The sequence below is a fragment of the Vibrio nereis NBRC 15637 genome, assembly GCF_001591105.1.
In the GTDB taxonomy this organism is placed as follows: domain Bacteria; phylum Pseudomonadota; class Gammaproteobacteria; order Enterobacterales; family Vibrionaceae; genus Vibrio; species Vibrio nereis.
The window spans coordinates 20803-44894 of the sequence record NZ_BCUD01000020.1; the positions used below are offsets into that span (position 1 = coordinate 20803).

The following is a 24092-nucleotide window of genomic DNA, read 5'->3' on the forward strand; positions in this document are numbered from 1 at the left end:
ATTCATCGCTTGATGGATTTAGCAAGACCTTAGATAAACAGCGTGAACCGGGGTGGGGCACGAGGTTTGTCTATGGTTAAAATAATTATCCCTGCCCCAATGAGCATGTCGTGAGCGTTTTAGCTATTTCAATTACTACTGTAGCCTTAGCAGAAATTGGCGATAAGACCCAATTGCTATCTCTACTTCTCGCCAGTCGTTACCGTAAACCAATACCCATTATTGCTGCGATCTTTTTTGCTACGATTGCTAACCACGCTTTGGCAGCATGGTTGGGTGTGGTGGTCGCCGATTACCTGTCGCCTGAGGTATTAAATTGGGTGCTGGTGGCCAGTTTTGCGGGTATGGCCGCTTGGGTGCTGATCCCAGATAAGCTGGATGATGACGAAGAGATCTCTAACCGTGGGCCGTTTGTCGCCAGTTTTATCGCGTTCTTTATCGCTGAAATTGGGGATAAAACCCAAATCGCCACCTCGATTCTCGGAGCACAGTACGCCGATGCATTAACCCTAGTTGTACTGGGTACGACAGTAGGCATGTTGCTGGCCAATGTGCCGGTGGTGCTGATTGGTAAACTGTCGGCCGATAAGATGCCATTGGGATTGATCCGAAAAGTCACAGCCGCCCTGTTTGTTGCTTTAGCGATCGGTGCGTATTTTTACAACTAGATCTTAAATGCTTAAACACAGAGGGTATGGTGTACCGTGGTGCATGATTTTTAAGTTGCTCGCATTTTGAACACTGAATAGTGGAGAGGTGTAAAGCCTTGGGTGTGGTTTTCTTACACCATTTGGTGAAAAGAAGCTTGAATTCTGCCGCATAATACCTTGGCTGTGTTGCCTAGGAACGTACCTAACATATCAAACAGCTGGTGGTAATGATTCATTACTCAACCAGCTGTTTTTGTTTGTGTTTTTGCTCTGTTGAAGGCGGGTTTTTAACTGGCTATTTTGTGTTCATCTACGTTCACAAGGAATCGCTATGAAAAACACTTTACTCTCTGCCGCTATCGTTTCTGCCCTCTCGTTGGTTTCGTATTCCAGCGTGGCCGCAGACACCACTGGTATGTCTAAGCTCACCATCATTCCTAATCATAACGCTTCATTAATCCGCAATTTCAACCCGTATGCCGTGTCACGCTTACACACCGCACGCGACTTTATTTTCGAACCGTTGGTGATCTTCAATGAATTGAAGGGCAATGTGCCAGAATATCGCCTCGCCACAGGGTATGAGCTGAGTGAAGACTTGCTGAGTATTACCTTTGATTTGCGGGAAGGCGTGAAGTGGTCAGATGGTGAAACATTCAATGCTGATGATGTGGTCTTCACCTTTGAGCTGGTTAAAGGGAATCCAAACATCGACGATAGAGGCATCAATAGCAAAATCAAATCGGTTGAGAAGCTAGGTCCTTATCAAGTGCGTTTCCACCTCAACGAAGTGAACACCAATATTAGTTATGAAATCGTTCAGGTGCCGATTGTGCCAGAGCACCAGTGGAAGGGTGTGGAAGATCCGGCCGCATTTATGAACCCTAATCCGGTCGGAACCGGGCCCTTTACCGAATTACCTCAGTTCACAAAAACGCTGTTTTTACAGTGCCGCAACCCGAATTACTGGGATCAAGCGAACTTAGACGTAGACTGTTTGCGGGTGCCGCAAATGAACCACAATGATCAAGTGTTAGGCGAATTGATGAATTCCAGTATCGATTGGGCTGGCTCATTTGTACCGGATATTGACCAAACCTACATGAAAGCCTCGGATAATCACGGCTACTGGTATCCACCTGCGGGCACTCAAGCATTTGTGTTCAACTATGCCTCGAAAGACACAGTGAAACATGAAGTGCTGAATGACATTGAGTTCCGCCGTGCTTTTTCCATGGCGCTTGATCGCCAAACCCTGATTGATATCGCCAACTACGGTAACGCGGTACTGAACGATTTCGCGTCTGGTCTTGGTTATGCCTTTGAAGCCTGGTCTGACAAAGAGACTCACAATAAGTACAAACCATTTATGACCTATTCGCCTGAAAACGCCAAAGCGCTGTTGGCGAAAGCGGGCTATAAAGACCTCGATAATGACGGTTTTGTTGAATCGCCTTCCGGTGGAAAATTTGAATTGTTGATTCAGTCTCCTCAGGGGTGGACTGACTTTAATAATACCGTGATGCTAGCAGCGGAGCAGTTAGCGGAAGCGGGAATTAATGTGAAAGCACGTACACCGGATTTCTCTATTTACAACAAAGGCATGATCTCGGCGGACTACGATATCGCCTATACCAACTATTTCCATGGCCCAACCCCGCACAAGTACTGGGACAGCGGCTACCATTCGCGTCTTCAGGCATCAGAAGGGATGCCACGTTTTGCTATGCACCATTGGAAAAACGACAAACTGGATACGTTGCTAGATAGCTTTTACAAAACCGCGGATAACCAGGAGCAACGCAAGATTGCACACAGCATTCAAGCGCTGATTGCCAAGCACCAAGTCACCGTACCTGTATTGTCTGGGCCGAATTTCTATCAATACAACACCACGCGTTTCACTGGCTGGTGGAACAAAGAGAATCCGAAAGGTCGCCCGATGGTATGGGAAGGCACACCAGAGCGCCTGTTGCATGTATTGGACTTGAAGCCGCGTAGCTAACGGCTCACTTACTTTGCTAAATGTTGGCCCTGACTTCGGTTAGGGTCTTTTTTGTCAAAAAGGAGTGTTCTGCCGGTGATGGAATGTCGGATCCCGCTTCTCAATGAAATTGATGAAATGCGTGAGGTTGGACATATTAGTGTCATCGTTGTCATGCTACTTTAACGGTGTGAATGATGTTACTCGAAATAGTTGAAACTAGGTTACTTGTTTGGCCGTTTTAAGTATGAAGAGTGTAGCGAGAGGGCGAGTTTATGCTTACACGTTATATGGGAATGTCCCCAAAAAGTCAGGGTTATTTGTTCACCTTTGGTTTGGCGCTATGCTTGTTGGCGATGGTACTGACGGATATGTGGATTCCGATCGTAGCCGGTGCGTTTATTCTCACTGGGTTGACCGTCGAAGCATGGATTAGGGTGGCACATATCATCCCAATGCACGAAGAAATGCGGGTGATGAAAAAGCAAATTAGAAAGCTGGAATCGGAAGTCCGCACCCTAGAATACGAAGAATAAAAAACGGCTGCCATTGGCAGCCGTTTTATTTTATTGGGTAATTTTTTACTCAACACCTTTCTTGATCAGGTATTGATAAGGCAACTGTTCAGTTTGCGCCGCAATCAACTGGTGATCCATAAAACGACAAAAGCTTGGAATGTCGCGCGTTGTCGAAGGGTCATCGGCTTTTACCAACAACACATCCCCGTCTTGCATATTTCGTATTGTCTTCCTGACCATCATAACTGGCTCTGGGCAGCGTAGTCCTTCTGCCTCTAGAGTATGTGTTGCCTGCTCTGGATTGAATGTCATGGTCATATCTTTTTTGCTCTGATCTGGGCGTAGATAATACTGCTGAAGAAAAAATATTCAATAAGCACTTGGCAAACAGATCATTTTGTTTTAACTTAGTTAACAAGTTGGTAACAAATAAAGACAAGGAGCAGCGATTATGACAGCATTAGATCGGTTAACCATCTATTCCGTGTTGTGCTTTATCTCTTTCTGCGCACTTGTTTTACGTTCTCCAACGGAGCCGTCGTTTATGCCACTGCTTGGCATGGCTGCGACGGTTGTAGGGATTTGGCTCGAGATGCATCGCTGGTCGAACGCATCAGAAGAGCAAGAACATTGATGGTTGCGCTTCCAACAGCCATTAATTATTTGTACTACGCTCAAATACATTCCGACACTATCCCCATTTTTCTTGGGCTTCCCCGCTGAAAGGCGGGATTTTTTTTGCCCAAAGAGTAGAATCTGATAAATACCCTGCTTTTAAAAGTGCCTATCTGTGGAATTAGAAGAGATCTACCGACGCGATTTAAACCTGTTCGTTGCACTGCGAGTCCTGATTGAAGAGTGCAGTGTCAGCAAAGCGGCTCATCGATTGAATTTGAGTCAATCTGCGATGAGTCGTGTGTTGGGGCGGTTGAGAGAAATGCTGGGAGACCCGTTATTTACTCGAGAAGGTTTGCACCTGATTCCGACAGAAAAAGCGTTAGAAATTGATCGGTCTTTGGGTGAACCGCTCGAGTCGTTGCGACAAATTTTGTCACCGATAGATTTCGCGCCGCAAAGCTGTGAACAAACCTTTACTATCGCCACGACAGACTACGCGATGCAAACCATTTTGCCGTTTGCTTTGCCTCGAATTTATCAAGAAGCGCCCAAGGTATCTTTCAACTTTCTGCCATTGCAGCATGACAGGCTCGCCGATCAGCTAACTTATGAAGGGGCTGATTTAGCGATTTGCCGGCCGATTGGCCCGGTTGAACCGCTGCGCAGCGAAGTCTTGGGCCGGGTTGGGGTTCTGTGTTTGTTGTCTAAGCAACACCCGCTTGCACAGGCCGAGATGAATTTGTCGGATTATCTAACTTATCCTCATGCGATGATCGCGATCAGCGATGGTGTAAAAGCCTTGATTGAGCAAGCTTTGGTTGGCCAACCAAAACGTAAAATGGTGTTGCGTGCTTATCACTTAGAGGCGGCCTTAGCGATTGTCGATGCCATGCCTTTAATTATTACCGTGCCTGCGGATCTCGCTTATTTGGTCGCGGAACGTTATGACTTGGTGGTGAAGCCTCTGCCGTTTCAGTTTACTCCGTTTGACTATTCGATGATTTGGCATCCGCGCTGTGAACACTCACCTGCACAAGAGTGGTTAAGAGGGATAGTGAAAGAAGAATGCGGCCGTTTGATCGCCAAACGGATAGAAGATATGGGATTGAATTGATAGCAAAAAGAGCCAGCATGGCTGACTCTTTGTTTATCTCTAATCGCGGTTGTTGCTTATAGCTTGATAACCACTCGACCAGTGACTTGGCCGTTAGTAATGTCTTCGGCGTATTTTGGTGCTTCTGCCAATTCCACTTCGGTACACGCTTGCTCAAAGTAGCTGTCTGGCAGTAGCTCAACCAGTTTTTCCCACGCCGCGATACGTTTCTCGGTCGGGCACATCACGGAATCCACACCTTGCAGGCGAACGTTGCGCAGGATAAATGGCATTACAGTTGTCGGTAGATCAAAACCACCCGCCAAACCACACGCTGCCACAGCGCTGTTGTAATCCATCTGCGCCAATACTTTCGCCAGTACTTTACTGCCAACGGTATCAACTGCACCCGCCCAAATTTGCTTCTCAAGTGGACGCGCTGGTTCTTCAAACTCAACACGGTCGATGATGCGACTCGCCCCCAATTTTTCTAGTAGTGGGCCATTTTGTTCAACACGGCCAGTCACGGCTGCTACTGTATAACCTAGCTCAGCCAATAAAGTTACTGCCACAGAGCCCACGCCACCGCTTGCGCCAGTGACTAGGATCTCACCGTCTTCCGGTTTGATACCAGCGTCGAGTAGCGCTTGAACACACAGCATCGCGGTGAAACCGGCAGTGCCGACCATCATCGCTTTCTTGCTGTCGAGTCCTTGTGGTAGTGGCACCAGCCAGTCGGCTTTTAAGCTTGCGCGCTGCGCCATCCCACCCCAGTGGTTTTCACCAACGCCCCAACCAGTCAGGACCACTTTATCGCCTGCTTGGTAGCGTGCATCTTTTGAGTCAACCACAGTACCCGCTAGGTCGATACCCGGCACCATCGGGAAGTTGCGGATGATTTTGCCTTTACCAGTGATCGCCAAACCATCTTTGTAGTTCAGTGATGAGTAATCCACGTCGATAAGCACGTCCCCTTCTGGGAGCTGTGCTTCATCGATTTGTTCGATACTCGCGATAGTGCGTTTTTCTTCTTGGTTGAGAATCAGAGCGTTAAACATACATGGTCTCCACTGCCGTGCAGCAATATTTAAAAACTGATGTTGAGTGTAGTCTCAAAGTAACTATGACTAAAATGAAACTTTAGCATTATATCTATGCATATCACGCATTATTACTAAGGGTATTGTGGCGATAAAAAAGCCAGTCACAAGACTGGCTTTAGGATAGTTACGAAAGGAAAAACTTATAGGCTGGGTTTTCCGTCTCGTCTTTGCACTGATAACCGAGCTCTCTGAGGTGGGCAGAGAAGCGCGATAAATCGGACTCATCCAACTCAAAACCACACAACACGCGACCATAGTCAGCGCCGTGGTTGCGGTAGTTAAACAAGCTAATGTTCCAGTGTGTCCCTAGCGTACTCAAGAACTTAAGTAGTGCGCCTGGATACTCCGGAAACTCGAAGCTGTACAAGCGCTCTTTCAATGGCTTGGATGGTTTACCACCGATCATGTAGCGAACGTGCAGTTTCGCCATTTCGTCGTCCGACAGGTCAACCACTGGATAACCGCCGTCACGTAAGTCATGAATGATATGATCCAGCTCTTCTTGGCCGCCCTGAAGACGGACGCCGACGAAGATATTGGCGAGGTTGTCATCGCTGTAACGGTAGTTAAACTCCGTCACTGCTCGGCCGCCGATTAGGTTGCAGAACTCAAAGAACGCGCCCTGACGCTCAGGAATGGTCACCGCCAGCAAGCCTTCACGTTTTTCACCCAGTTCACAACGTTCTGAAACATAGCGCAGACCGTGGAAGTTGGTGTTGGCGCCTGATAGAACCGTACCGAGATGTTTGCCTTCCAGTTTGTTCTGCTCGGCAAACTTCTTTAAACCGGCTAGGGCTAATGCGCCTGATGGTTCGGCAATCGCACGGGTATCTTCAAAGATATCTTTGACCGCTGAGCAGATTTCATCGCTCGATACCGTGATATGCCCGTCGATGTATTTTTGGCATAGACGGAAGGTTTCTTCGCCGATGCGTTTGACCGCGACACCGTCGGCAAACATGCTGACTTGGTCTAACACTACCGGCTCACCCGCGTCTAATGCCGCTTTCAGGCAGGCAGAATCTTCAGGTTCAACCGCGATCACTTTGATTTCCGGCATCAGCTGTTTGACCAACACCGCCACACCCGCGGCCAAACCACCGCCACCGACAGGGACGAAAATGTAATCAAGGTGGCCGTTTTGCTGCAGCATTTCCATCCCGATGGTGCCTTGCCCTGCGATCACCAGTGGGTGATCAAAAGGCGGCACAAAGGTATAGCCGTTAACTTCAGATAAACGTTCTGCCTCGGCTTTGGCTTCGTCAAAGTTGCTGCCATGAAGCACCACATTACCACCAAAACCGCGTACTGCGTCGACCTTGATGTCCGGCGTAGTTCTTGGCATCACAATGGTGGTTTTGATGCCCAGCTTTGTACCTGACAGCGCCATGCCTTGAGCGTGGTTGCCTGCTGATGCGGCAATTACGCCAGCGGCTTTTTGCTCGTCAGTTAGGCTCGACACCATGTTGTAAGCGCCGCGCAGCTTAAACGAGTGCACCGGCTGGCGGTCTTCTCGTTTAATTTGCACTTGGTTTTTCAGGCGAGCCGATAAACGCGGCATATCTTGCAGTGGGGTCACCGTCGCAACCTCATACACGGGTGCGCGCAAGATTTGGCGCAGGTATTCTGCGCCGGTTTGTTGTTCGCTCTTGGTTAGAGAATCACTCATAAGCTAGCCCTCTAGCTTAGATTTATCTCGCACTGCACCTTTGTCAGCACTGGTGGCCATGCTCGCGTACGCTTTCAGAGCAAAAGAGACCTCACGTTGACGGTCGACAGGCTTCCAACCTAACTCATCTTGTTTGGCACGACGAGCGGCTAGCTCTGCTTCCGGTACATCGAGAGAGATCGATCGACTTGGAATATCGATCGTGATGATGTCGCCATCTTGAACCAGGCCGATGGTACCGCCACTGGCGGCTTCTGGAGACGCGTGACCAATCGATAACCCAGAAGTACCACCTGAGAAGCGGCCGTCAGTCAGTAGGGCGCAAGACTTGCCTAGTCCCATCGATTTTAGGTACGTGGTTGGGTACAACATTTCTTGCATACCCGGCCCACCTTTCGGTCCTTCATAGCGAATAACAACCACTTCGCCGGCTTTCACTTTGCCACCTAAGATACCTTCTACCGCGGTATCTTGGCTTTCAAAGACAATTGCTGGGCCTTGGAAGGTTAAGTTTTCTTCGTCGACACCTGCCGTTTTAACGATACAGCCATCCACAGCGATGTTGCCCGAAAGTACCGCTAGGCCACCTTCTTGGCTAAAGGCATGCTCTTGAGCGCGGATACAGCCTTCTTTACGATCATCATCAAGGCGATCCCAACGACAGTCCTGAGAGAAGGCTTTCGTGGTGCGGATGCCAGCAGGGCCTGCGCGGAAGAATTTTAGAACCTCTTCATCTTCTGTTTGCAAGATGTCGTATTGAGCAAGCTGCTCTTTCATCGACATACCCAGCACTGTGCGGGTATCGCCGTTGAGTAGGCCAGCGCGATCAAGTTCACCGAGGATCGCCATAACACCACCAGCTCGGTGTACGTCTTCCATGTGGTACTTTTGCGTTGACGGTGCCACTTTACATAGGTGTGGTACGCGGCGAGACATTTCGTCGATATCATTCATGTCGAAATCGATGTCACCTTCTTGTGCCGCGGCCAATAGGTGCAGAACCGTGTTACTTGACCCGCCCATGGCGATATCGAGAGCCATCGCATTTTCAAACGCGGCGCGGTTAGCAATGTTGCGTGGCAGAGCAGAGGCATCATCCTGTTGGTAGTAACGTTTGGTCAATTCAACCACACGCTTACCTGCATTGATGAATAGCTGCTCGCGGTCTGCGTGAGTGGCCAGCATCGAACCATTACCTGGTTGAGATAAACCCAGTGCTTCGGTTAGGCAGTTCATCGAGTTGGCGGTAAACATGCCTGAACATGAACCACAAGTTGGACACGCTGAACGTTCAATTTGCTCACTCTGCTCATCTGATACGGTGGGATCGGCTCCTTGAATCATCGCATCCACAAGGTCGAGTTTGATCAGTTGTTCCGAAAGCTTGGTTTTACCCGCTTCCATTGGGCCACCAGAAACAAAAATAACCGGAATGTTGAGGCGCATCGCGGCCATCATCATTCCCGGGGTGATTTTGTCACAGTTAGAGATACACACCATCGCGTCCGCACAGTGAGCATTAACCATGTATTCGACCGAGTCTGCGATTAGCTCACGCGAAGGCAGTGAGTAAAGCATACCGCCATGGCCCATCGCGATACCGTCATCGACGGCAATGGTGTTGAACTCTTTGGCAATACCACCCGCTTTTTCAATTTCTCCCGCTACCAACTGGCCCATATCTTTTAGGTGTACGTGGCCCGGAACAAACTGGGTAAATGAGTTCACTACTGCAATGATGGGTTTACCGAAATCTTCATCTTTTACGCCAGTTGCGCGCCATAAGGCACGAGCACCTGCCATGTTGCGTCCGTGAGTGGTGGTTGCTGATCTGTATTTTGGCATTGTGCTACATCCTTATTCTGCATCTTGTGGGTAAACGTAATCCAACCAGCCCCACTTATCTTCCGTGGTGCCGTTGAATAGACCAAAGTACGCTTCTTGTAGCTCTTTGGTGATTGGGCCGCGTTTACCGCTGCCAACTTCAATCTGATCGATAGTGGCGACTGGAACGACTTCTGCCGCTGTCCCCGTCATAAAGACTTCGTCGGCTAAGTACAGCGCTTCACGAGCGATGTTTGCTTCACGAACTTCGTAGCCTTTGTCACGTGCTAGCGTCATGATCGAATCACGTGTAATGCCCGGTAAGATTGCGCTGGTCGCTGGTGGCGTGGTGATCACGCCATTTTTGATCACGAAGATGTTTTCACCCGCACCTTCAGATAGGTAGCCGTCCACACTGAGCGCGATACCTTCGTCATAGCCGTGGCGACGAGCTTCACCGCCAACGAGTAGAGAAGATAGGTAGTTACCACCCGCTTTAGCAGCGGTTGGGATCGTGTTTGGTGCCGCACGGTTCCAGCTAGAAACCATGGCGCTAACGCCTTGCTCAAGTGCCTCTTCGCCAAGGTAAGAACCCCACGGGAAGGCAGCAATAATAAGATCCATTTCGGTCCCCACTGGCGGGCACACACCCAGACCGACGTTACCCACAAAACCCAGTGGGCGAATGTACGCGCTGTCGAGTTTATTTTGACGGATAGTTTCGCGCGTGGCTTCCATGATTTCGTCGATGGAGTACGGGATCGGGAAACGGTAAATCTTCGCTGAATCTTTAAGACGCTGTGCGTGCTCATGGTGACGGAAGACAATTGGACCTTTTGGTGTGTTGTAGCAGCGCACGCCCTCAAACACGGATGTACCGTAATGCATTGCGTGGGTCAGTACGTGAACGTTCGCGTCTGCCCATGGAACCATTTCACCGTTAAACCAAATGTAATCTGCAGTTTTTGTAGCCATTGTTGCCTTCCTTATGCACAAATCTTTTGTTGTAAGTTGTTATTTGGTAATTCGTCGTTCGCGATTTGCGTCACCTCGACAGTGCGAACATCCCAGAGTTTCTCTATCTGATTAGTAATGAAAGAGATAGGACGATCACTATCTACGATAATTTCTACACTCGCTACTTTGCTGGCATGATTTTGTGTTGCCGCTACCTGTTTGATGATAAATCCACGGTGGCGCACGACTCGAAGAACACGTTCCAAAAGAACGGGTTTATCATCCGCTTTGATGTCTAATAGGTATCTTTCCATGTTACGTGTTCTCCAGCATGTCATTGTTTGAAGCACCTGGTGGTACTAGTGGCCAAACGTTCTCTTCTTCGTCGATCAGGACATGAAGCATGTATGACGTTTCACTCTCTAGCATCTCTTTTAATGCCGGCTCGACCTCTTCCTTCCTGGTGATGGTTTTACCTGGGATATCAAACGCTTTTGCTAGCATGACGAAATCAGGGTTGTCATCAAGGATGGTTTCACTGTGGCGACCATCAAAAAAGAGTGACTGCCATTGGCGAACCATGCCCAAACGTTGGTTATTCAGCAGCACGATTTTGACCGGAATTTGGCGACGTTTTAGTGTGCCTAGTTCTTGAACGTTCATCATGAATGAGCCATCCCCAGTAATAAGGATAGACTGGTCGCCTGGTCTTGCGACTGCTGCGCCCATTGCGGCTGGCAGACCAAAGCCCATAGTGCCAAGACCGGCTGAAGTGATGAAGTTTTGTGGGTCACGCGGCTGAATATGCTGGGCTGACCACATCTGGTGCTGACCCACGTCGGTCGAAACGATCGCGCTGTCTGGCATCATGTCGGACAGCTGTTTTAACAGCCCTGGCGCGTAGATAAGTTCACCTGGGTGATCGTATCGCCACTTAAAACCACTGCGCAGACTTTCACTGTGTTTCACCCAAGGAGTGATGTCTTGAGTCAGCTCTAGCTGAGCCAGGCTTTGTGGTATCTCGCCACGCACGGGAGCGTTGGCTTGACGAAGTTTGTGGATTTCTGCCGCATCGATATCGATATGGATCACTTTCGCGTTAGGGGCAAAGGTATCCAATTTGCCAGTCACTCGGTCATCAAAGCGTGCGCCCACGGCAATTAACAGGTCACACTCTTGCACCACTAAGTTTGCTGCCTTAGTCCCGTGCATCCCTAGCATGCCTAGGTAGTGCGGGTCATGGCGCTCGATAGTGCCCAACCCTTTCAATGTGCTCACCGACGGCATAGGATTTAATCTTAGGAACTCACGCACTGCACCAGTGGCATGGCCTAACTGCACACCACCACCCACGTATAAAACAGGGCGAGAACTTTGTGATAGCAGCGCTTGCGCTTTCGTTATTGCTTCAGAGCTGGCAACGGGCATTGGCGGGGGAGTAAAAGGAGGAAGCACTTCAACAGGCGCTTGGGCGAGCTGTACATCTTTAGCGATATCAACGATAACTGGGCCAGGACGCCCCGTTTTTGCTACTTCGAACGCTTCGGCCATGGTTGGCGCGAGTTCATTGATATCGGTAACTAAGTAGCTGTGCTTGGTACAGGACAGAGACATGCCGATCACATCCATCTCCTGAAACGCATCGGTACCGATATGGGAACTGGCTACCTGACCGGTGATCGCCACGAGCGGGATCGAATCCATAAAGGCATCGGCTAAACCTGTCACTAGGTTAGTGGCTCCCGGTCCGGATGTGGCCATACATACGGCGACATCTTGGGTGGCTCGGGCCATGCCGATGGCTGCCATTGCTGCGCCCTGTTCGTGACGACACAGTATATGCTCAACACCGCCATCGTATAATGCGTCGTAGATTGGCATGATTGCACCACCTGGGTAACCAAAAACGGTTTTGATACCTTGCTGCTGCAATGCGGCTACGACTAATTCTGCACCTGTCATCGTAAGCCTCCCTGTGTATCGCTCGTGCGACTTTTATTTGCTTTGCACTTCATGTGCGCTCCCATTCTTCCTGTCAATTCTGACCTTTGAACGACTTTGGTCAGGATGAACCGTGTTTTTTAATTTTTCGGCTTCTAAGTTGCAAAAAACCCCCGGACTTTTCAGTGCGGGGGTTTTTTAGAATTTGTGGTTATCTTTCGCCCACCAGCCCCCGCGTGGAATCAATAAGGACCACGATAATCAGGGTAATCAGTGCGTTAGTGCGGGCGGTAAAGTTCATCTTTCTAAATCTAATGTTGTGTTTAGGCAATATGGTACGAATTTGTTTGCGTCTCTAGTGGTATCACACCTATCCGTTAAATGACAAGCAAAAACTCATACTTTTTTCACATTTTATCAGCAACTGTTCAGGCTATATAACAAGCATGGTGATGATTTATACAGCTTATCAAGGAGATAAATAGTGGATGGTAATAAAGTAGGCAAACTATGGGATTAGCTATTATCCATAGTCGTGCTTCCGTGGGTGTCGAAGCGCCGAATGTGACGGTCGAAGTACACATCAGTAATGGTATGCCGGGATTTACTTTGGTGGGGCTGCCTGAGACCACGGTAAAAGAGTCACGCGATCGGGTGCGCAGTGCGATCATTAATTCGCGCTTTGAGTTTCCGGCCAAACGGATCACGGTCAATTTGGCACCAGCGGATCTCCCCAAAGAGGGTGGGCGATTCGATTTGCCTATCGCATTGGGAATATTGGCCGCCTCTGAACAGATACCGATGACAGAACTCAATAACAAAGAATTTCTTGGTGAGTTGGCACTTTCCGGAGAGCTGCGTTCCGTCAAAGGGGTGTTGCCCGCTGCGCTTGCCGCCAATCGGGCCGAGCGCTGTTTGGTGGTACCGCAGCAAAATGGTGACCAAGCCGCACTGGTGGGTAAGCACACTCATAAGTCGGCGCAAAGCTTATTGGAAGTGTGTGCCGATCTTTGTGGTCAACAATCTTTAAGCCTTTATCAAACCAATAATAGTGTCCGACATGTGTCGAGCGGGCGAGATCTGCAAGATATTATTGGCCAACAACAGGGAAAACGCGCACTAGAGATTGCTGCGGCGGGCAATCACAATTTACTTTTTCTTGGTCCTCCCGGCACAGGCAAAACTATGCTGGCATCTCGGCTGTGTGACTTACTGCCGGAAATGAACGACGAGGAAGCGATGGAAACCGCATCGGTGGCTTCACTCACGCAGCAAGAAATTAATATCCACAACTGGAAGCAGCGACCGTTTAGATCGCCGCACCATTCTAGCTCGATGGCCGCGCTGGTGGGTGGGGGAAGCATTCCGCGTCCGGGTGAAATCTCGCTCGCCCACAATGGCCTACTGTTTCTCGATGAAATGCCCGAGTTTGAGAGAAAAGTGCTCGATTCTCTACGTGAGCCGCTGGAGTCGGGCGAAATCATTATTTCTCGAGCGCAAGGCAAAACTCGATTTCCCGCCCGATTTCAACTGGTGGGGGCGCTGAACCCAAGCCCAACCGGTTACTATGAAGGCAACCAATCGCGCGTCAATCCGCAGTCGATCTTGCGTTATCTCAGTCGTCTGTCAGGTCCGTTGCTTGACCGCTTTGATATGTCGATTGAAATACCCTCACTGCCCAAAGGCACTTTGGCCGAGGGGGGAGAGCGAGGCGAGCCCACATCGGTGGTCCGGGAGCGCGTGCTGGAAGCTCGGGAGCGAATGCAGCACCGAGCAAGCAAATCAAACGCATTGCTCGGTAGCCGTGAGATCGAACAATTCTGCCCGTTGGATAAGAAGGACGCCCAGTTTTTAGAAAGCGCGTTGCACCGTTTAGGGTTATCGATTCGTGCTTATCACCGCATCATTAAAGTCGCGCGTACCATCGCTGACTTGGAAGGGAAGGTGGATATCGAACGCGCACATCTGGCCGAGGCACTTGGCTACCGTGCGATGGATCGTTTACTCAAGCAGTTGACAGCACAAGCGGTGTAACAGAACAAACTCCTTGGTATCTGGTTCAACCGCAGTTAAATCTGCTAATTGTTGTTTTGGTTGGCGTAAACGTTTCCGTGTTCATTTAATGCAACGTTATTATGTTTTTCGTTGCTTTTATTAGAACAAAGCGTTGGTTATATAGCATTAGTTCCAGTGTGGTAATTATGATTTAATCAATTGGCTACATAAGCAAATGGAATGATATATAACCAACAAGGAAGCGAAATATGAACAGCTTGAAAGGCCAGTTAGAGAGCTGGCGACTTCACCTCTTGGTGATCGCTATCGCGGTGATAGCCGAGCTTATCGGGGTCATCAAAGTGCCGTTAGGCAGCAGCAGTATGGTACTGCTTCCACTTTTCTACGCATTTATCATCGGGCTGATTTTTAACCCCAATGTAGTCGGCGCCGCTAAACGGGTGCTGAGCTCGAAACAGGCTGAAAAAGCCACGCCAATCATCATTATTTCCGTTCTTCCTTTCTTGGCGAAATTCGGCACGCTTATCGGTCCTTCTCTGAATAAAATCTTGGCGATTGGTCCTGCAATGATCTTTCAGGAACTCGGAAACCTCGGCACCATCTTGATCGCCATGCCTGTTGCGATACTGCTGTTGAAAATGGGTCGCGAGTCGATTGGTGCGTGTTTCTCTATTGCACGTGAGCCGAATATCGCTCTGATCTCAGACAAGTATGGCTTGAAGAGCCCTGAAGGGATCGGCGTTATGGGTGTGTACGTCATGGGCACCATGTTCGGTACGCTGTATTTTGCGATTTTGGCCTCTTTACTGGCGTCGACAGAATGGTTTGACGTACGCGCATTGGCGATGGCTTGTGGTGTGGGCAGTGGCAGTATGACCGCCGCGTGTTCGGCTGCGCTGGGTGAGAGCGTACCAGCGATGAAAGAGGAAATTCTCGCATTAGCTGGCGCGAGTAACTTGTTAACCAACGCGACGGGTCTGTTTGTTGGGCTATTTATCGCCTTACCTTTGACCGAAAAACTCTACCGCTTACTGGCGGGCAATAAGACGGAGCAACAAGCACAGCAGCCAGGGAGTGATCTAAATGTCTAATGCAGCAACGAAAAAGAATGTAAATGCCAATATCAACCTGATCGATTACGCAATGGTGCTAGCGATTGTGTGTGTTGTCGCGCTGATCAGTAACTGGACTGGTACCGGTGTGACGCCACTTTCCGCCCTGCCGGGTATGGCGATCATTTTTGCCATGGTGATGGTAGGGCTGGTGCTCGCGAAAGTGATGCCGTTTTATCTACCATCGGTGGCCTGGTTGTCGCTGGTGAGTGTGTTACTGACTATTCCGGCGTCGCCATTGGCTGAGCCGATTTTAGGCTATGTCAAAGAGATTAACTTTTTGAGCCTAGTAACACCGGTGCTTGCTTACGCGGGGCTGGCGATCAGCAAACAAGAAGTCACGACCTTCAAATCGGCCGGTGGCAAGATTGTACTGATTGCTACGCTAGTGTTTACCGGAACGTATATTGGTTCGGTATTGGTTGCTAACGCGCTGTTGTAAGCGCGTTGATCCAGTGCTGGCTAAAGTGAATCAAAACAATAAAACAGCTAGAAAAAGGTTATGACAGAATACATCAAACATCACTCCGAAGAGCATGCTCAGCTCGTACAATGGCGACGTGATATCCATGCCCACCCTGAAACCGCTTATGAGGAGTTTCGGACCTCGGAAATCGTCGCTGATATTCTCACCAGTTTAGGTTTAGAGGTGCATCGTGGCCTAGGGGGGACCGGGGTGGTTGCCACCTTACACGGCAGTTTAGGCGCGGGTGAAAGCATCGGCCTACGCGCCGATATGGACGCGCTTCACCTTGATGAGCTGAACACTTTTGCGCACTGCTCTACCCACCAAGGAAAAATGCACGCGTGTGGCCACGACGGCCACACCACCATGCTACTGGGCGCCGCGGTAATGTTGGCGAAAAACCCCCAGTTTAAAGGGACGGTACATTTTATTTTCCAACCCGCAGAAGAGAATGAAGCTGGCGCAAAAGCGATGATTGAAGACGGTCTGTTTGAACGTTTTCCGGTTAAAGAAGTGTACGGTCTGCACAACTGGCCAGCGTTACCTGCTGGTGAAGCGGCGGTGCATGATGGTGCGGTGATGGCCGCGTTTGACACTTTTGATATCAAAATCGTCGGCGCGGGTGGACACGGCGCAATGCCACACGACACCATCGACCCCGTCTATACCGCCAGTTTGATCATCAATGCGTTACAAAGCGTGATTAGCCGTAATCTCGACCCACAAAAGTCTGGGGTGATCAGCGTAACGCAAATCAACGGCGGCCATGCTTACAACGTAATCCCTGAAGAAGTGGTATTCTCAGGCACAACTCGCTCGTTTTGTCCTCAGGTCCGTGACTTGATCGAATCGCGAATGAAGGAGATGGTGACCAACATTGCGCATGCACAAGGATGCAAAGCGGAAATTGTCTATACTCGACGCTATCCCGCGACGATCAACACGCCAGAGGAAGCGGCTAAATGTCGTTCCGTGTTGGAACAAATGCCGGAGATCTCGCGCTTACACCTTAACCCGCCAGCAAGTATGGGTGGGGAAGACTTTGCCTTTATGCTGGAGCAACGCCCGGGTGCGTATATCTGGCTGGGTAACGGTAGCCAAGAGCATACCCACAACCTGCATAGCCCGAACTATGACTTCAATGACGATGTTTTGCCAATAGGCGCAAACTTCTGGGTAAGACTCGTACAGCATTTACTGGCGAAATAACGGAGTAGCAGTACCAGACCGATGGATGATAGAGCCTTAAGATATTTCGAGGTGGTCGCTAAAACCAGAAGTATTCGTGCAGCGTCAGAGATTCTGCACGTTTCGCCATCGGCCATCAGTCGTAAAGTGGCTCAACTTGAGTCGCAACTCGATGTGCAGTTATTGGATCGGGTCGGCCGTGGAGTCAACCTAACCGAGTCGGGCCTGCGTCTGACCGAGTACATTCAAGATATCAATCAGCGCAAGAATGACTTTATCTCACAACTGTCGGAAATCGAGCACCTGCAATCGGGGACTCTGCGTATCTCGATCGGCGGTGGCTTTATCCCTGATTTGCTCAACAATGCCATCACGCAATTCTCACGCCTTCATCCTGGGGTGAAACTGGTGTTGCAAGTGGGGGGCGGCGACGATGTCATCGATAGTATCAAGAATGAAGAGTCGGATATCGGCTTACTGCTTAACGCCAAGCAAGACCCCAAAGTGGATGTGTTGTATTCCTGCGCGTTTCAAGAGTTGAGCTTGTTGGTGCCCAACCAGAGTCCGTGGGCCAGATTGGAAGTGTGCACTCCCGCGCAATTGTCTGAGATCCCGCTGGCGCTGCTCGCGGAGTCTTTCAGCATTCGTCGAGCGGTTAATTTGTACGAAGCCCGTCAGCAAATTCGACTCAAATCTCTGATGGAGTGTAACTCCTTTGAGGCTTTGAAAAACTTTGTGGAGGCCGGCTTAGGAGGCACCTTGCTCCCTAAAGTTTGCGTCACCAAAGAGCTGTACCATCATTGCTTTGTCGCTATTCCGGTTGAGGGCATGCACACGCTTGATACCTCTGTCGATCTTGTGATGCGCAAAGGTCGACTGCAAAACGGAGCGATTAAGGAAATGAAGTCATGCATTATCAATCACATGTGTGCCTTCAATGCCTCACAAGCTGGTTAGTTGTTAATCTGTTTCTCATAAGTGTGTTCGTTGGGGTGTGTACTTGTCTTGCCTAGGGTAGTATTGCTATAACAATGGATTATTTATCAGTGGTTGTTGTGCAATCATGTACGCGACGAGGAATAGACAATGAAGCTGCAGCAACTTCGCTATATTCGTGAGATACAGCGAAATGGATACAATATCTCTCTCACTTCTCAAAAATTATTTACCTCTCAACCAGGGATAAGCAAGCAAGTCTCGTTGCTTGAGGATGAGCTTGGTGTGCAAATTTTTGAAAGGCACGGCAAGCACTTATCTGGGCCGACCGAAATTGGTAAACAGATCATCCATGAAGCCAGCCAAATGTTGGAGATTGAAGAGAGAATCAAGGCGATTTCTGCCAGTGTCGCGTCCCCTGAGCAGGGTCGGTTGAACATATACACCACTAATGCGATTGCGAAGTTCTTACTGCCTGAAAGCGTTCGCTACTTTATGAACCGTTACCCTAAAGTGTCGCTTCATATGGGGACGATTGAACCAGACACCCGTGGAAACACACTACCGACAGGGCCGTATGATTTTTCTATTGTCGCGCAAGATGTCGATGAGCAGATGGATCTGGCGATGTTACCTGCGTACAAGTGGTCATTGAGTTTAATTGTGCCTTCCGATCATCCGCTCGCAACGGCTGAAACCGTGACACTGGAAGATATTGCGCAAGAAAAACTGATCAGTTATGAACTCAAATCGACCGGCCGTATTGCGATTGATAACGCGTTTGCGCAGCAGGGGTTGAACCCGCAGTACATTGTGACAGCCATGGATGTGGACGTGATCAAAGAGTACGTCAGCCTTGGCGTGGGGATTGGCATTATTGCTTCCGTCGCGACCCACTCGATCAACGATTCGATCACCGTTCGCTCGTTGGAAGGGTTGGTGCCAGATTGTTATGCATGGCTGTGCTACAGCAAAAATATTTATTTGCAGCGTTACATGTACGACTTTATCGAGAAGTTTGCCCCGCACTTAACCCGCTCTGTGATTGAAGAGACGGCGCATATGTCTAAACCGGAACTCATGAAGTGGTTTGAAGACGTTCAACTGATGACCTACCGATAGCCATCATTTATCTGCGTAAAAATGTGTATTGCTGAAGCCACCGTATCCGGTGGCTTTTCTTTTTGCATCCCAGTGTGAATATTATGCTCGTGGCACACATTGTTGAAGATAGGCTATGTGACTGCCAAATAGAGTGTTTCTACTAATCTGACCATCATGAGAACGATTCCAAACTTTGGGTTGCCTTGTATAATCACACGCTGCTTTATTGTTCATCACTATGATGTGTTTGGATTTTCCAGTTTCTCGGTTAGATAGTGTTATGTTGGCGTATTTACTACTTGTGTTGAATGTGGCTCTGGTCATTGTTAACTCAGCAATCTGTTCTATCTTGATTTGCTTTATTGCTCTACTCAAGATGCTATTGCCCACTCATCAGATGAAAGCCAAAGGGACTGCGCTTGCTAATCAAGTGATGTGGTTATGGGCGACAGTAAACGCGCTGATTATGTCCCTCTCCAACCGGGTAGAGTGGGAAATTGAAGGCGGTGAGGAGTTACATAAAAACGGCTGGTATTTACTGATCAGTAACCACCTCAGTTGGACGGACATTGTCGTGCTGTGCTGTGTGTTTAAAGACCGTATCCCGATGCCAAAGTTCTTCCTCAAGCACCAGCTCCTGTATGTTCCTTTCATTGGGATGGCGTGCTGGGCATTGGATATGCCGTTTATGCGTCGTTACTCGCGTGAGTATTTGTTGCGCCATCCAGAAAAGCGCGGACAAGACTTAGCCACCACTCGCCGTTCGTGTGAGAAATTCAAATATTCGCCAACCACGGTGGTGAACTATGTGGAAGGCACGCGATTTACGCCGGAAAAACAGCGCAAAAGCAAAGCGGGTTACGAGCACTTACTGCAACCTAAAACGGGTGGTATTGCTTATACATTGGCCGCGATGGGTGAGCAGTTTGAGAATATTATCGACGTGACGTTGGCTTACCCTGAAAACACAGAGAGCCCTTTTAAAGATATGCTGATGGGCAAAATGAGCAAAATTGTGGTTCGTATCAATGTACTGCCTGTCGATGAAAAAGTGCTGGGTGATTACTTCAACGATAAGCCGTTTAAGCGCCAGTTCCAGCAATGGCTGACGGGCGTTTGGCAAGAGAAAGATAAGCTGTTGCAAGATATTCACCGTAGCCAGTAACTACGAACAAAAGACGGAAAAAAGGGAGCTGACCGCTCCCTTTTTGTTTATGCTTCTTGTGGCTATTTGGTCAGCAAGTAGTTGATCAAGTCAAAGTACTCATCGGTTGTTTTGATGCTTTGAGCTTGAACCAAGTATTTGTTGTTCACAACAACAGCAGGAACGCCTGATAGGCCGCTGTCTTTAAACTGCTTGTCAAAACGGCGCACCATAGAGTCTACTGCGAAGCCTTTAAATGCCGCGTCGAATTTTTTGCCATCAACGCCTTCATCAATAAAAATCTGACGCAGTTCGGTATCGCTTTTTGGCGCTTTACGCATGTTGTGAATGCGGTTAAACATCACAGGCACCATTTTGTCTTCTACCTTTAGCGCGACCATTGTCGCGTAGGCTTTGCTCATCGACTCGCCCATTTTGCCACCCATAAACGATACATGGTTTTTTTGTAGCTTGGCGTTGTCTGGTAATTGAGCTTTCAGTTTCTGAATGATTGGCTCAAACGAATGGCAATGTGGGCAGTAGAATGAAAAGAATTCAGTCACGGTTGGTTTTGATGAGGGTTCCAGATCCAGAACTTTAAAATGCTGGCCTTCTTTAAACTGCGCAGCATGAGCAGTAACGCTCAGCATCAGTGTTGCGACTAGTGCAAACAACTTCTTCATTGTTGACTCCATTTTCTTTTAAATAATTGTACTACCACTGCGGCATGAGCGATAGCGGTGGTTCATTGAGTGCTGAAATTTGTTCTTTAAATGCCAGTACTTGGCTTTCCCAATATTTTGGATCATCAAACCAAGGAAAAGCGACAGGGAAAGCTGGATCCTGCCATCGTTTTGCTAACCATGCCATATAGTGCACCATACGTAGACCACGTAAAGGTTCAATAAGTTTCAATTCGTTAACATTAAAATCATTAAATTCTTGGTACGCTTCTAAGAGAGTATCGAGTTGCATGACCTTCTCGGAGCGATCCCCACTCAGCATCATCCACAAATCTTGTATCGCAGGGCCGTTGCGTGAGTCATCTAGATCGACAAACATGGGCCCGTCTCGCCACAATATGTTTCCAGGGTGGCAATCACCGTGGAGACGGATAATGTTTGCGGAGTCACTCCAATGTTCTTCCAGCGATTTGATCAGCAAATCTAAATCGTTAAAAAAGGCGTTTTCTAGATGCATTGGAACAAATGGAGACTGCTGAAGCAGCTCACGCGGCTGGTAGAGGTATTCCTGCAAGCTTATTGTCGGGCGGTGCTGAAATGGCACTCGAGCGCCGACTTTATGGATTCGGCCTAAAAATCGACCGACCCCTTCCAACTGATCCAGGTTGTCGACTTCAAATTGTCGGCCGCCAACGCTGGCAAACAGTGCAAACCAATAGCCCTGATAGTGGTGTAATGTCTGGCCGTTAAGTCGAATTGGCGGCGCCACCGGAATGTCCGATTCAATCAGCTCGAGAGTGAAGTCGTGTTCTTCTTGGATTTGCTCTCGGCTCCAGCGCTCTGGGCGATAAAATTTCACCACGTAGCGCTGACGTTCTTCGTCGGTAAATTGGTATACGCGGTTTTCGTAGCTATTGAGCGGCAAAAGGCCTGACTCTGCACGAATACCGATGCTTTCTAGTGCATACCACATAAAGTCTGGGGTCAGTGCGTCAAAGTTAAAGGCTTGCTGTGTCATAAAATAAAAAAGGCTCATTGCTGAGCCTTTTTCCATCCTGTTTAAGGTAGGTAGAGAGGGTTACAGTTTCTTGATGAAACGGCTCTCTACTTCAATCGTAAAGTCTTCGCTATCAGACAGTATAAACTGAATCGTTGAAACAGAAGAGTTTAGATTGTCAGGGTTTACGCCCAAACTCATGGGTAGGTTAAGGACTTCGCCCGGCTCAACTTGAACCGTTTGTTTACCGTACCAAGAAACGTCACTGAGACCTTCAACATCCAGGTTATAAGTTTGGATTTGCTGGGTTTTGTTGATGATCTTCAACGTATAAGTGTTCTCGACTTCGCCAGAGCTATTGGTGCGGAATAGTTGGTTACGGTCACGCAGTACACTCATACCAGCAGGATCGACCGCGGCCACTTGGGCGAAGAACAGTGCGGTCATCACCAGCAGTACGGCACCGTAGCCCAGTAATTTAGGTCGCATGATTTTCGTATGCTTACCTGATAGGCGGTGTTCGGTGGTGTAGCTGATCAGGCCTTTCTCGTATCCCATCCGCTCCATGGTATTATCACAGGCGTCGATACATGCGCCACAGTTGATACATTCATACTGAAGTCCGTCACGAATATCGATACCCGTTGGGCACACCTGCACACATAAATCACAATCGATACAATCGCCTAAACCAAGTGCTTTATGGTCTGCTTTACGAGAGCGAGGACCGCGTTTTTCACCGCGCTTCGTGTCATAGCCGACGATAAAGGTGTCTTTGTCGAACATCGCTGACTGGAAGCGTGCGTAAGGACACATGTGAACACACATAATTGAGCGCATCCAACCTGCGTTGCCGTACGTACATGCAGCAAAGAACAGCACCCAGAACACTGGCCAGAAATCGGCGTTAAAGGTAAAGAAGTCGACCACTAGGTCACGAATGGGAACAAAATAGCCGGCAAAAGTGAAGCCGGTAGCCAACGCGATCGCCCACCAAGCAAGGTGTTTTAACCCTTTACGCATGGCTAAGTTGGCCGTCAGTTTTCCTGAGTCTTGCTTGCGACGCTTGTTGGCACTGCCTTCGAGCTTTTCTTCAAACCAAATGTACATAAAGGTCCAGACGGTTTGTGGGCAAAGATAGCCACACCAAACACGCCCCAAGAAGGTGGTAAGAAAAAACAGGCCAAAGGCTGAAATCATGAACAGCAGCGCGAGTAGCGTCAGATCTTGCGGGTAAAGGGTGGTGCCAAAAAAGTTGAACTGCTGCTGACCGATATCCAGCAAAATGGCTTGTCGATCCCCGTAAGGAATCCACGGTACCATCGCAAACAGTACGAGTAAGAACCAGCCGCCGTAGCGACGTAGCTTTTGAAACGTCCCTTTGCTTTCGCGTACGTATATGCGATTGCTCGGGTTGAATCGGTCACCGTCGGTTTTGTGGGTTTTGGGGTTATAAGTTTTGGGAGTCACATCTTTGATATCGATTTTGTCCTGACTCATGACGCTTCCTTCTTAGGCTGAATGGTGCGATTTATAAACTTCGCACTCTTTTAGACATTGCGGTCTGTTATTTTAGTAATCTCTGATGGATGGCGATTATATACGCAATAAAAAATTCTTTTCTTTAAGGCTATCAACCTTTAACAACAAAGGTCAGTACAGTTATATGAATAAATAACCTAACAGTCTTAAGCCGCTATATGATTTTGATATAAAAAGAGCGACCCAAAGGTCGCTCGTTCGCTAAGTTGTTCTTTATTCAATGATCCCACGCGCGCGCAAAATAGCGGTTTTAAAATCGTCTTCTTGATCTTTTTTCAGGCCAGGAATCATTTCATCACTCGCGCTGTTGCGCATTTTCAGATGATAGATCAGGACATCGTCAGTGAGATCTTCCAATTGGCCTTGGTAACCTGCTTCACTCGCAAGTTTGACAATGAATTGGAGTAAATTCAGCTCCTGATCGTTTTGCCATTCTGGTTCTAATAGCTCAATCAGCTCTTCAATGCGATGGCATTTCATCTTCTTTCTCCACAGAGTTTGTAATGAATTTCTGTAAAGGTATCAAATTGAACCGATGAAGATAAGA

General features: G+C 48.7%; 23 protein-coding genes. 12 read left to right on the forward strand and 11 right to left on the reverse strand.

Going from position 1 to position 24092, the window contains the following annotated elements; all coding sequences use genetic code 11:
* The first annotated feature begins 110 nt into the window (after nt 1-110).
* From VNE01S_RS16190 to VNE01S_RS16200, 3 genes are all read left to right on the forward strand, one after another.
* Complete coding sequence (locus VNE01S_RS16190; RefSeq protein WP_053394349.1) at nt 111-668, forward strand: TMEM165/GDT1 family protein; 558 nt, start codon at nt 111-113, stop codon at nt 666-668.
* Nucleotides 669-981: 313 nt separating this feature from the next.
* Nucleotides 982-2655 (forward strand): ABC transporter substrate-binding protein, encoded by a 1674-nt coding sequence (locus tag VNE01S_RS16195; protein ID WP_053394350.1) that lies wholly within the window; start codon nt 982-984, stop codon nt 2653-2655.
* Between the two features lie 254 nt (nt 2656-2909).
* A complete protein-coding gene (locus VNE01S_RS16200) occupies nt 2910-3170 on the forward strand; it encodes a hypothetical protein (RefSeq protein ID WP_053394351.1) in 261 nt (86 codons plus the stop codon).
* A gap of 45 nt (nt 3171-3215) precedes the next feature.
* On the opposite strand, the gene tusA is transcribed toward VNE01S_RS16200, so the two are convergent.
* Nucleotides 3216-3464, reverse strand: coding sequence for a sulfurtransferase TusA (gene tusA / locus VNE01S_RS16205; RefSeq protein ID WP_053394352.1), 249 nt, complete (start codon nt 3462-3464; stop codon nt 3216-3218).
* A gap of 136 nt (nt 3465-3600) precedes the next feature.
* Here tusA and VNE01S_RS16210 point away from each other — a divergent pair, with 136 nt between their 5' ends.
* Both VNE01S_RS16210 and VNE01S_RS16215 read left to right on the forward strand, forming a co-directional pair.
* Nucleotides 3601-3786 (forward strand): hypothetical protein, encoded by a 186-nt coding sequence (locus tag VNE01S_RS16210; protein ID WP_053394353.1) that lies wholly within the window; start codon nt 3601-3603, stop codon nt 3784-3786.
* 156 nt (nt 3787-3942) lie between these two features.
* Nucleotides 3943-4884, forward strand: coding sequence for a LysR family transcriptional regulator (locus VNE01S_RS16215; RefSeq protein ID WP_053394354.1), 942 nt, complete (start codon nt 3943-3945; stop codon nt 4882-4884).
* Between the two features lie 56 nt (nt 4885-4940).
* Here the strand turns inward: VNE01S_RS16215 and acuI are convergent, their stop codons facing one another.
* The 6 genes from acuI to ilvG form a co-directional block, all read right to left on the reverse strand.
* On the reverse strand, nt 4941-5921 hold the full coding sequence (gene acuI / locus VNE01S_RS16220; protein WP_053394355.1) for an acrylyl-CoA reductase (NADPH): 981 nt from the start codon (nt 5919-5921) through the stop codon (nt 4941-4943).
* A 169-nt stretch (nt 5922-6090) separates the two neighbouring features.
* Entirely contained in the window at nt 6091-7635 is a 1545-nt protein-coding gene (gene ilvA, locus VNE01S_RS16225) for a threonine ammonia-lyase, biosynthetic (RefSeq protein WP_053394356.1), read from the reverse strand.
* Nucleotides 7636-7638: 3 nt separating this feature from the next.
* Nucleotides 7639-9480 (reverse strand): dihydroxy-acid dehydratase, encoded by a 1842-nt coding sequence (ilvD, locus tag VNE01S_RS16230; protein ID WP_053394357.1) that lies wholly within the window; start codon nt 9478-9480, stop codon nt 7639-7641.
* A 12-nt stretch (nt 9481-9492) separates the two neighbouring features.
* Nucleotides 9493-10434: a branched-chain-amino-acid transaminase gene (ilvE, locus tag VNE01S_RS16235; protein WP_053394358.1), complete on the reverse strand. Its 942-nt coding sequence runs from the start codon at nt 10432-10434 to the stop codon at nt 9493-9495.
* Between the two features lie 11 nt (nt 10435-10445).
* Nucleotides 10446-10730: an acetolactate synthase 2 small subunit gene (gene ilvM, locus VNE01S_RS16240; protein WP_053394359.1), complete on the reverse strand. Its 285-nt coding sequence runs from the start codon at nt 10728-10730 to the stop codon at nt 10446-10448.
* A 1-nt stretch (nt 10731) separates the two neighbouring features.
* A complete protein-coding gene (gene ilvG / locus VNE01S_RS16245; RefSeq protein WP_053394360.1) occupies nt 10732-12378 on the reverse strand; it encodes an acetolactate synthase 2 catalytic subunit in 1647 nt (548 codons plus the stop codon).
* A 489-nt stretch (nt 12379-12867) separates the two neighbouring features.
* Here ilvG and VNE01S_RS16250 point away from each other — a divergent pair, with 489 nt between their 5' ends.
* The 7 genes from VNE01S_RS16250 to yihG all read left to right on the forward strand — a co-directional run bounded on the left by VNE01S_RS16250 (nt 12868) and on the right by yihG (nt 20344).
* Entirely contained in the window at nt 12868-14391 is a 1524-nt protein-coding gene (locus VNE01S_RS16250) for a YifB family Mg chelatase-like AAA ATPase (RefSeq protein ID WP_053394361.1), read from the forward strand.
* A 230-nt stretch (nt 14392-14621) separates the two neighbouring features.
* Complete coding sequence (locus VNE01S_RS16255) at nt 14622-15464, forward strand: DUF3100 domain-containing protein (protein WP_053394362.1); 843 nt, start codon at nt 14622-14624, stop codon at nt 15462-15464.
* Nucleotides 15457-15927, forward strand: coding sequence for a hypothetical protein (locus VNE01S_RS16260; protein ID WP_053394363.1), 471 nt, complete (start codon nt 15457-15459; stop codon nt 15925-15927). Before VNE01S_RS16255 ends, VNE01S_RS16260 begins: the two co-directional genes overlap by 8 nt.
* Before the next feature lie 60 nt (nt 15928-15987).
* Nucleotides 15988-17160: a M20 aminoacylase family protein gene (locus VNE01S_RS16265; protein ID WP_053394364.1), complete on the forward strand. Its 1173-nt coding sequence runs from the start codon at nt 15988-15990 to the stop codon at nt 17158-17160.
* Between the two features lie 21 nt (nt 17161-17181).
* Nucleotides 17182-18096 carry a LysR family transcriptional regulator gene (locus tag VNE01S_RS16270; RefSeq protein ID WP_053394365.1) on the forward strand — a complete coding sequence of 305 codons (915 nt, stop codon included), beginning with the start codon at nt 17182-17184 and terminating at the stop codon, nt 18094-18096.
* A gap of 129 nt (nt 18097-18225) precedes the next feature.
* Complete coding sequence (locus tag VNE01S_RS16275; RefSeq protein ID WP_053394366.1) at nt 18226-19197, forward strand: LysR substrate-binding domain-containing protein; 972 nt, start codon at nt 18226-18228, stop codon at nt 19195-19197.
* A 262-nt stretch (nt 19198-19459) separates the two neighbouring features.
* The gene (yihG, locus tag VNE01S_RS16280; RefSeq protein ID WP_053394367.1) at nt 19460-20344 is read left to right on the forward strand and encodes a 1-acylglycerol-3-phosphate O-acyltransferase, YihG family; all 885 of its coding nucleotides are present in this window, start codon (nt 19460-19462) and stop codon (nt 20342-20344) included.
* A gap of 62 nt (nt 20345-20406) precedes the next feature.
* Here yihG and VNE01S_RS16285 read toward each other — a convergent pair whose 3' ends face one another.
* The 4 genes from VNE01S_RS16285 to VNE01S_RS16300 all read right to left on the reverse strand — a co-directional run bounded on the left by VNE01S_RS16285 (nt 20407) and on the right by VNE01S_RS16300 (nt 24025).
* Nucleotides 20407-21006 carry a thiol:disulfide interchange protein DsbA/DsbL gene (locus VNE01S_RS16285; protein ID WP_053394368.1) on the reverse strand — a complete coding sequence of 200 codons (600 nt, stop codon included), beginning with the start codon at nt 21004-21006 and terminating at the stop codon, nt 20407-20409.
* A gap of 31 nt (nt 21007-21037) precedes the next feature.
* Nucleotides 21038-22024: a serine/threonine protein kinase gene (locus tag VNE01S_RS16290; RefSeq protein WP_053394388.1), complete on the reverse strand. Its 987-nt coding sequence runs from the start codon at nt 22022-22024 to the stop codon at nt 21038-21040.
* A 60-nt stretch (nt 22025-22084) separates the two neighbouring features.
* Nucleotides 22085-23503 carry a cytochrome c oxidase accessory protein CcoG gene (ccoG, locus tag VNE01S_RS16295; protein ID WP_053394369.1) on the reverse strand — a complete coding sequence of 473 codons (1419 nt, stop codon included), beginning with the start codon at nt 23501-23503 and terminating at the stop codon, nt 22085-22087.
* Nucleotides 23504-23758: 255 nt separating this feature from the next.
* Entirely contained in the window at nt 23759-24025 is a 267-nt protein-coding gene (locus tag VNE01S_RS16300) for a YihD family protein (protein WP_053394370.1), read from the reverse strand.
* Between the last annotated feature and the right edge of the window lie 67 nt (nt 24026-24092).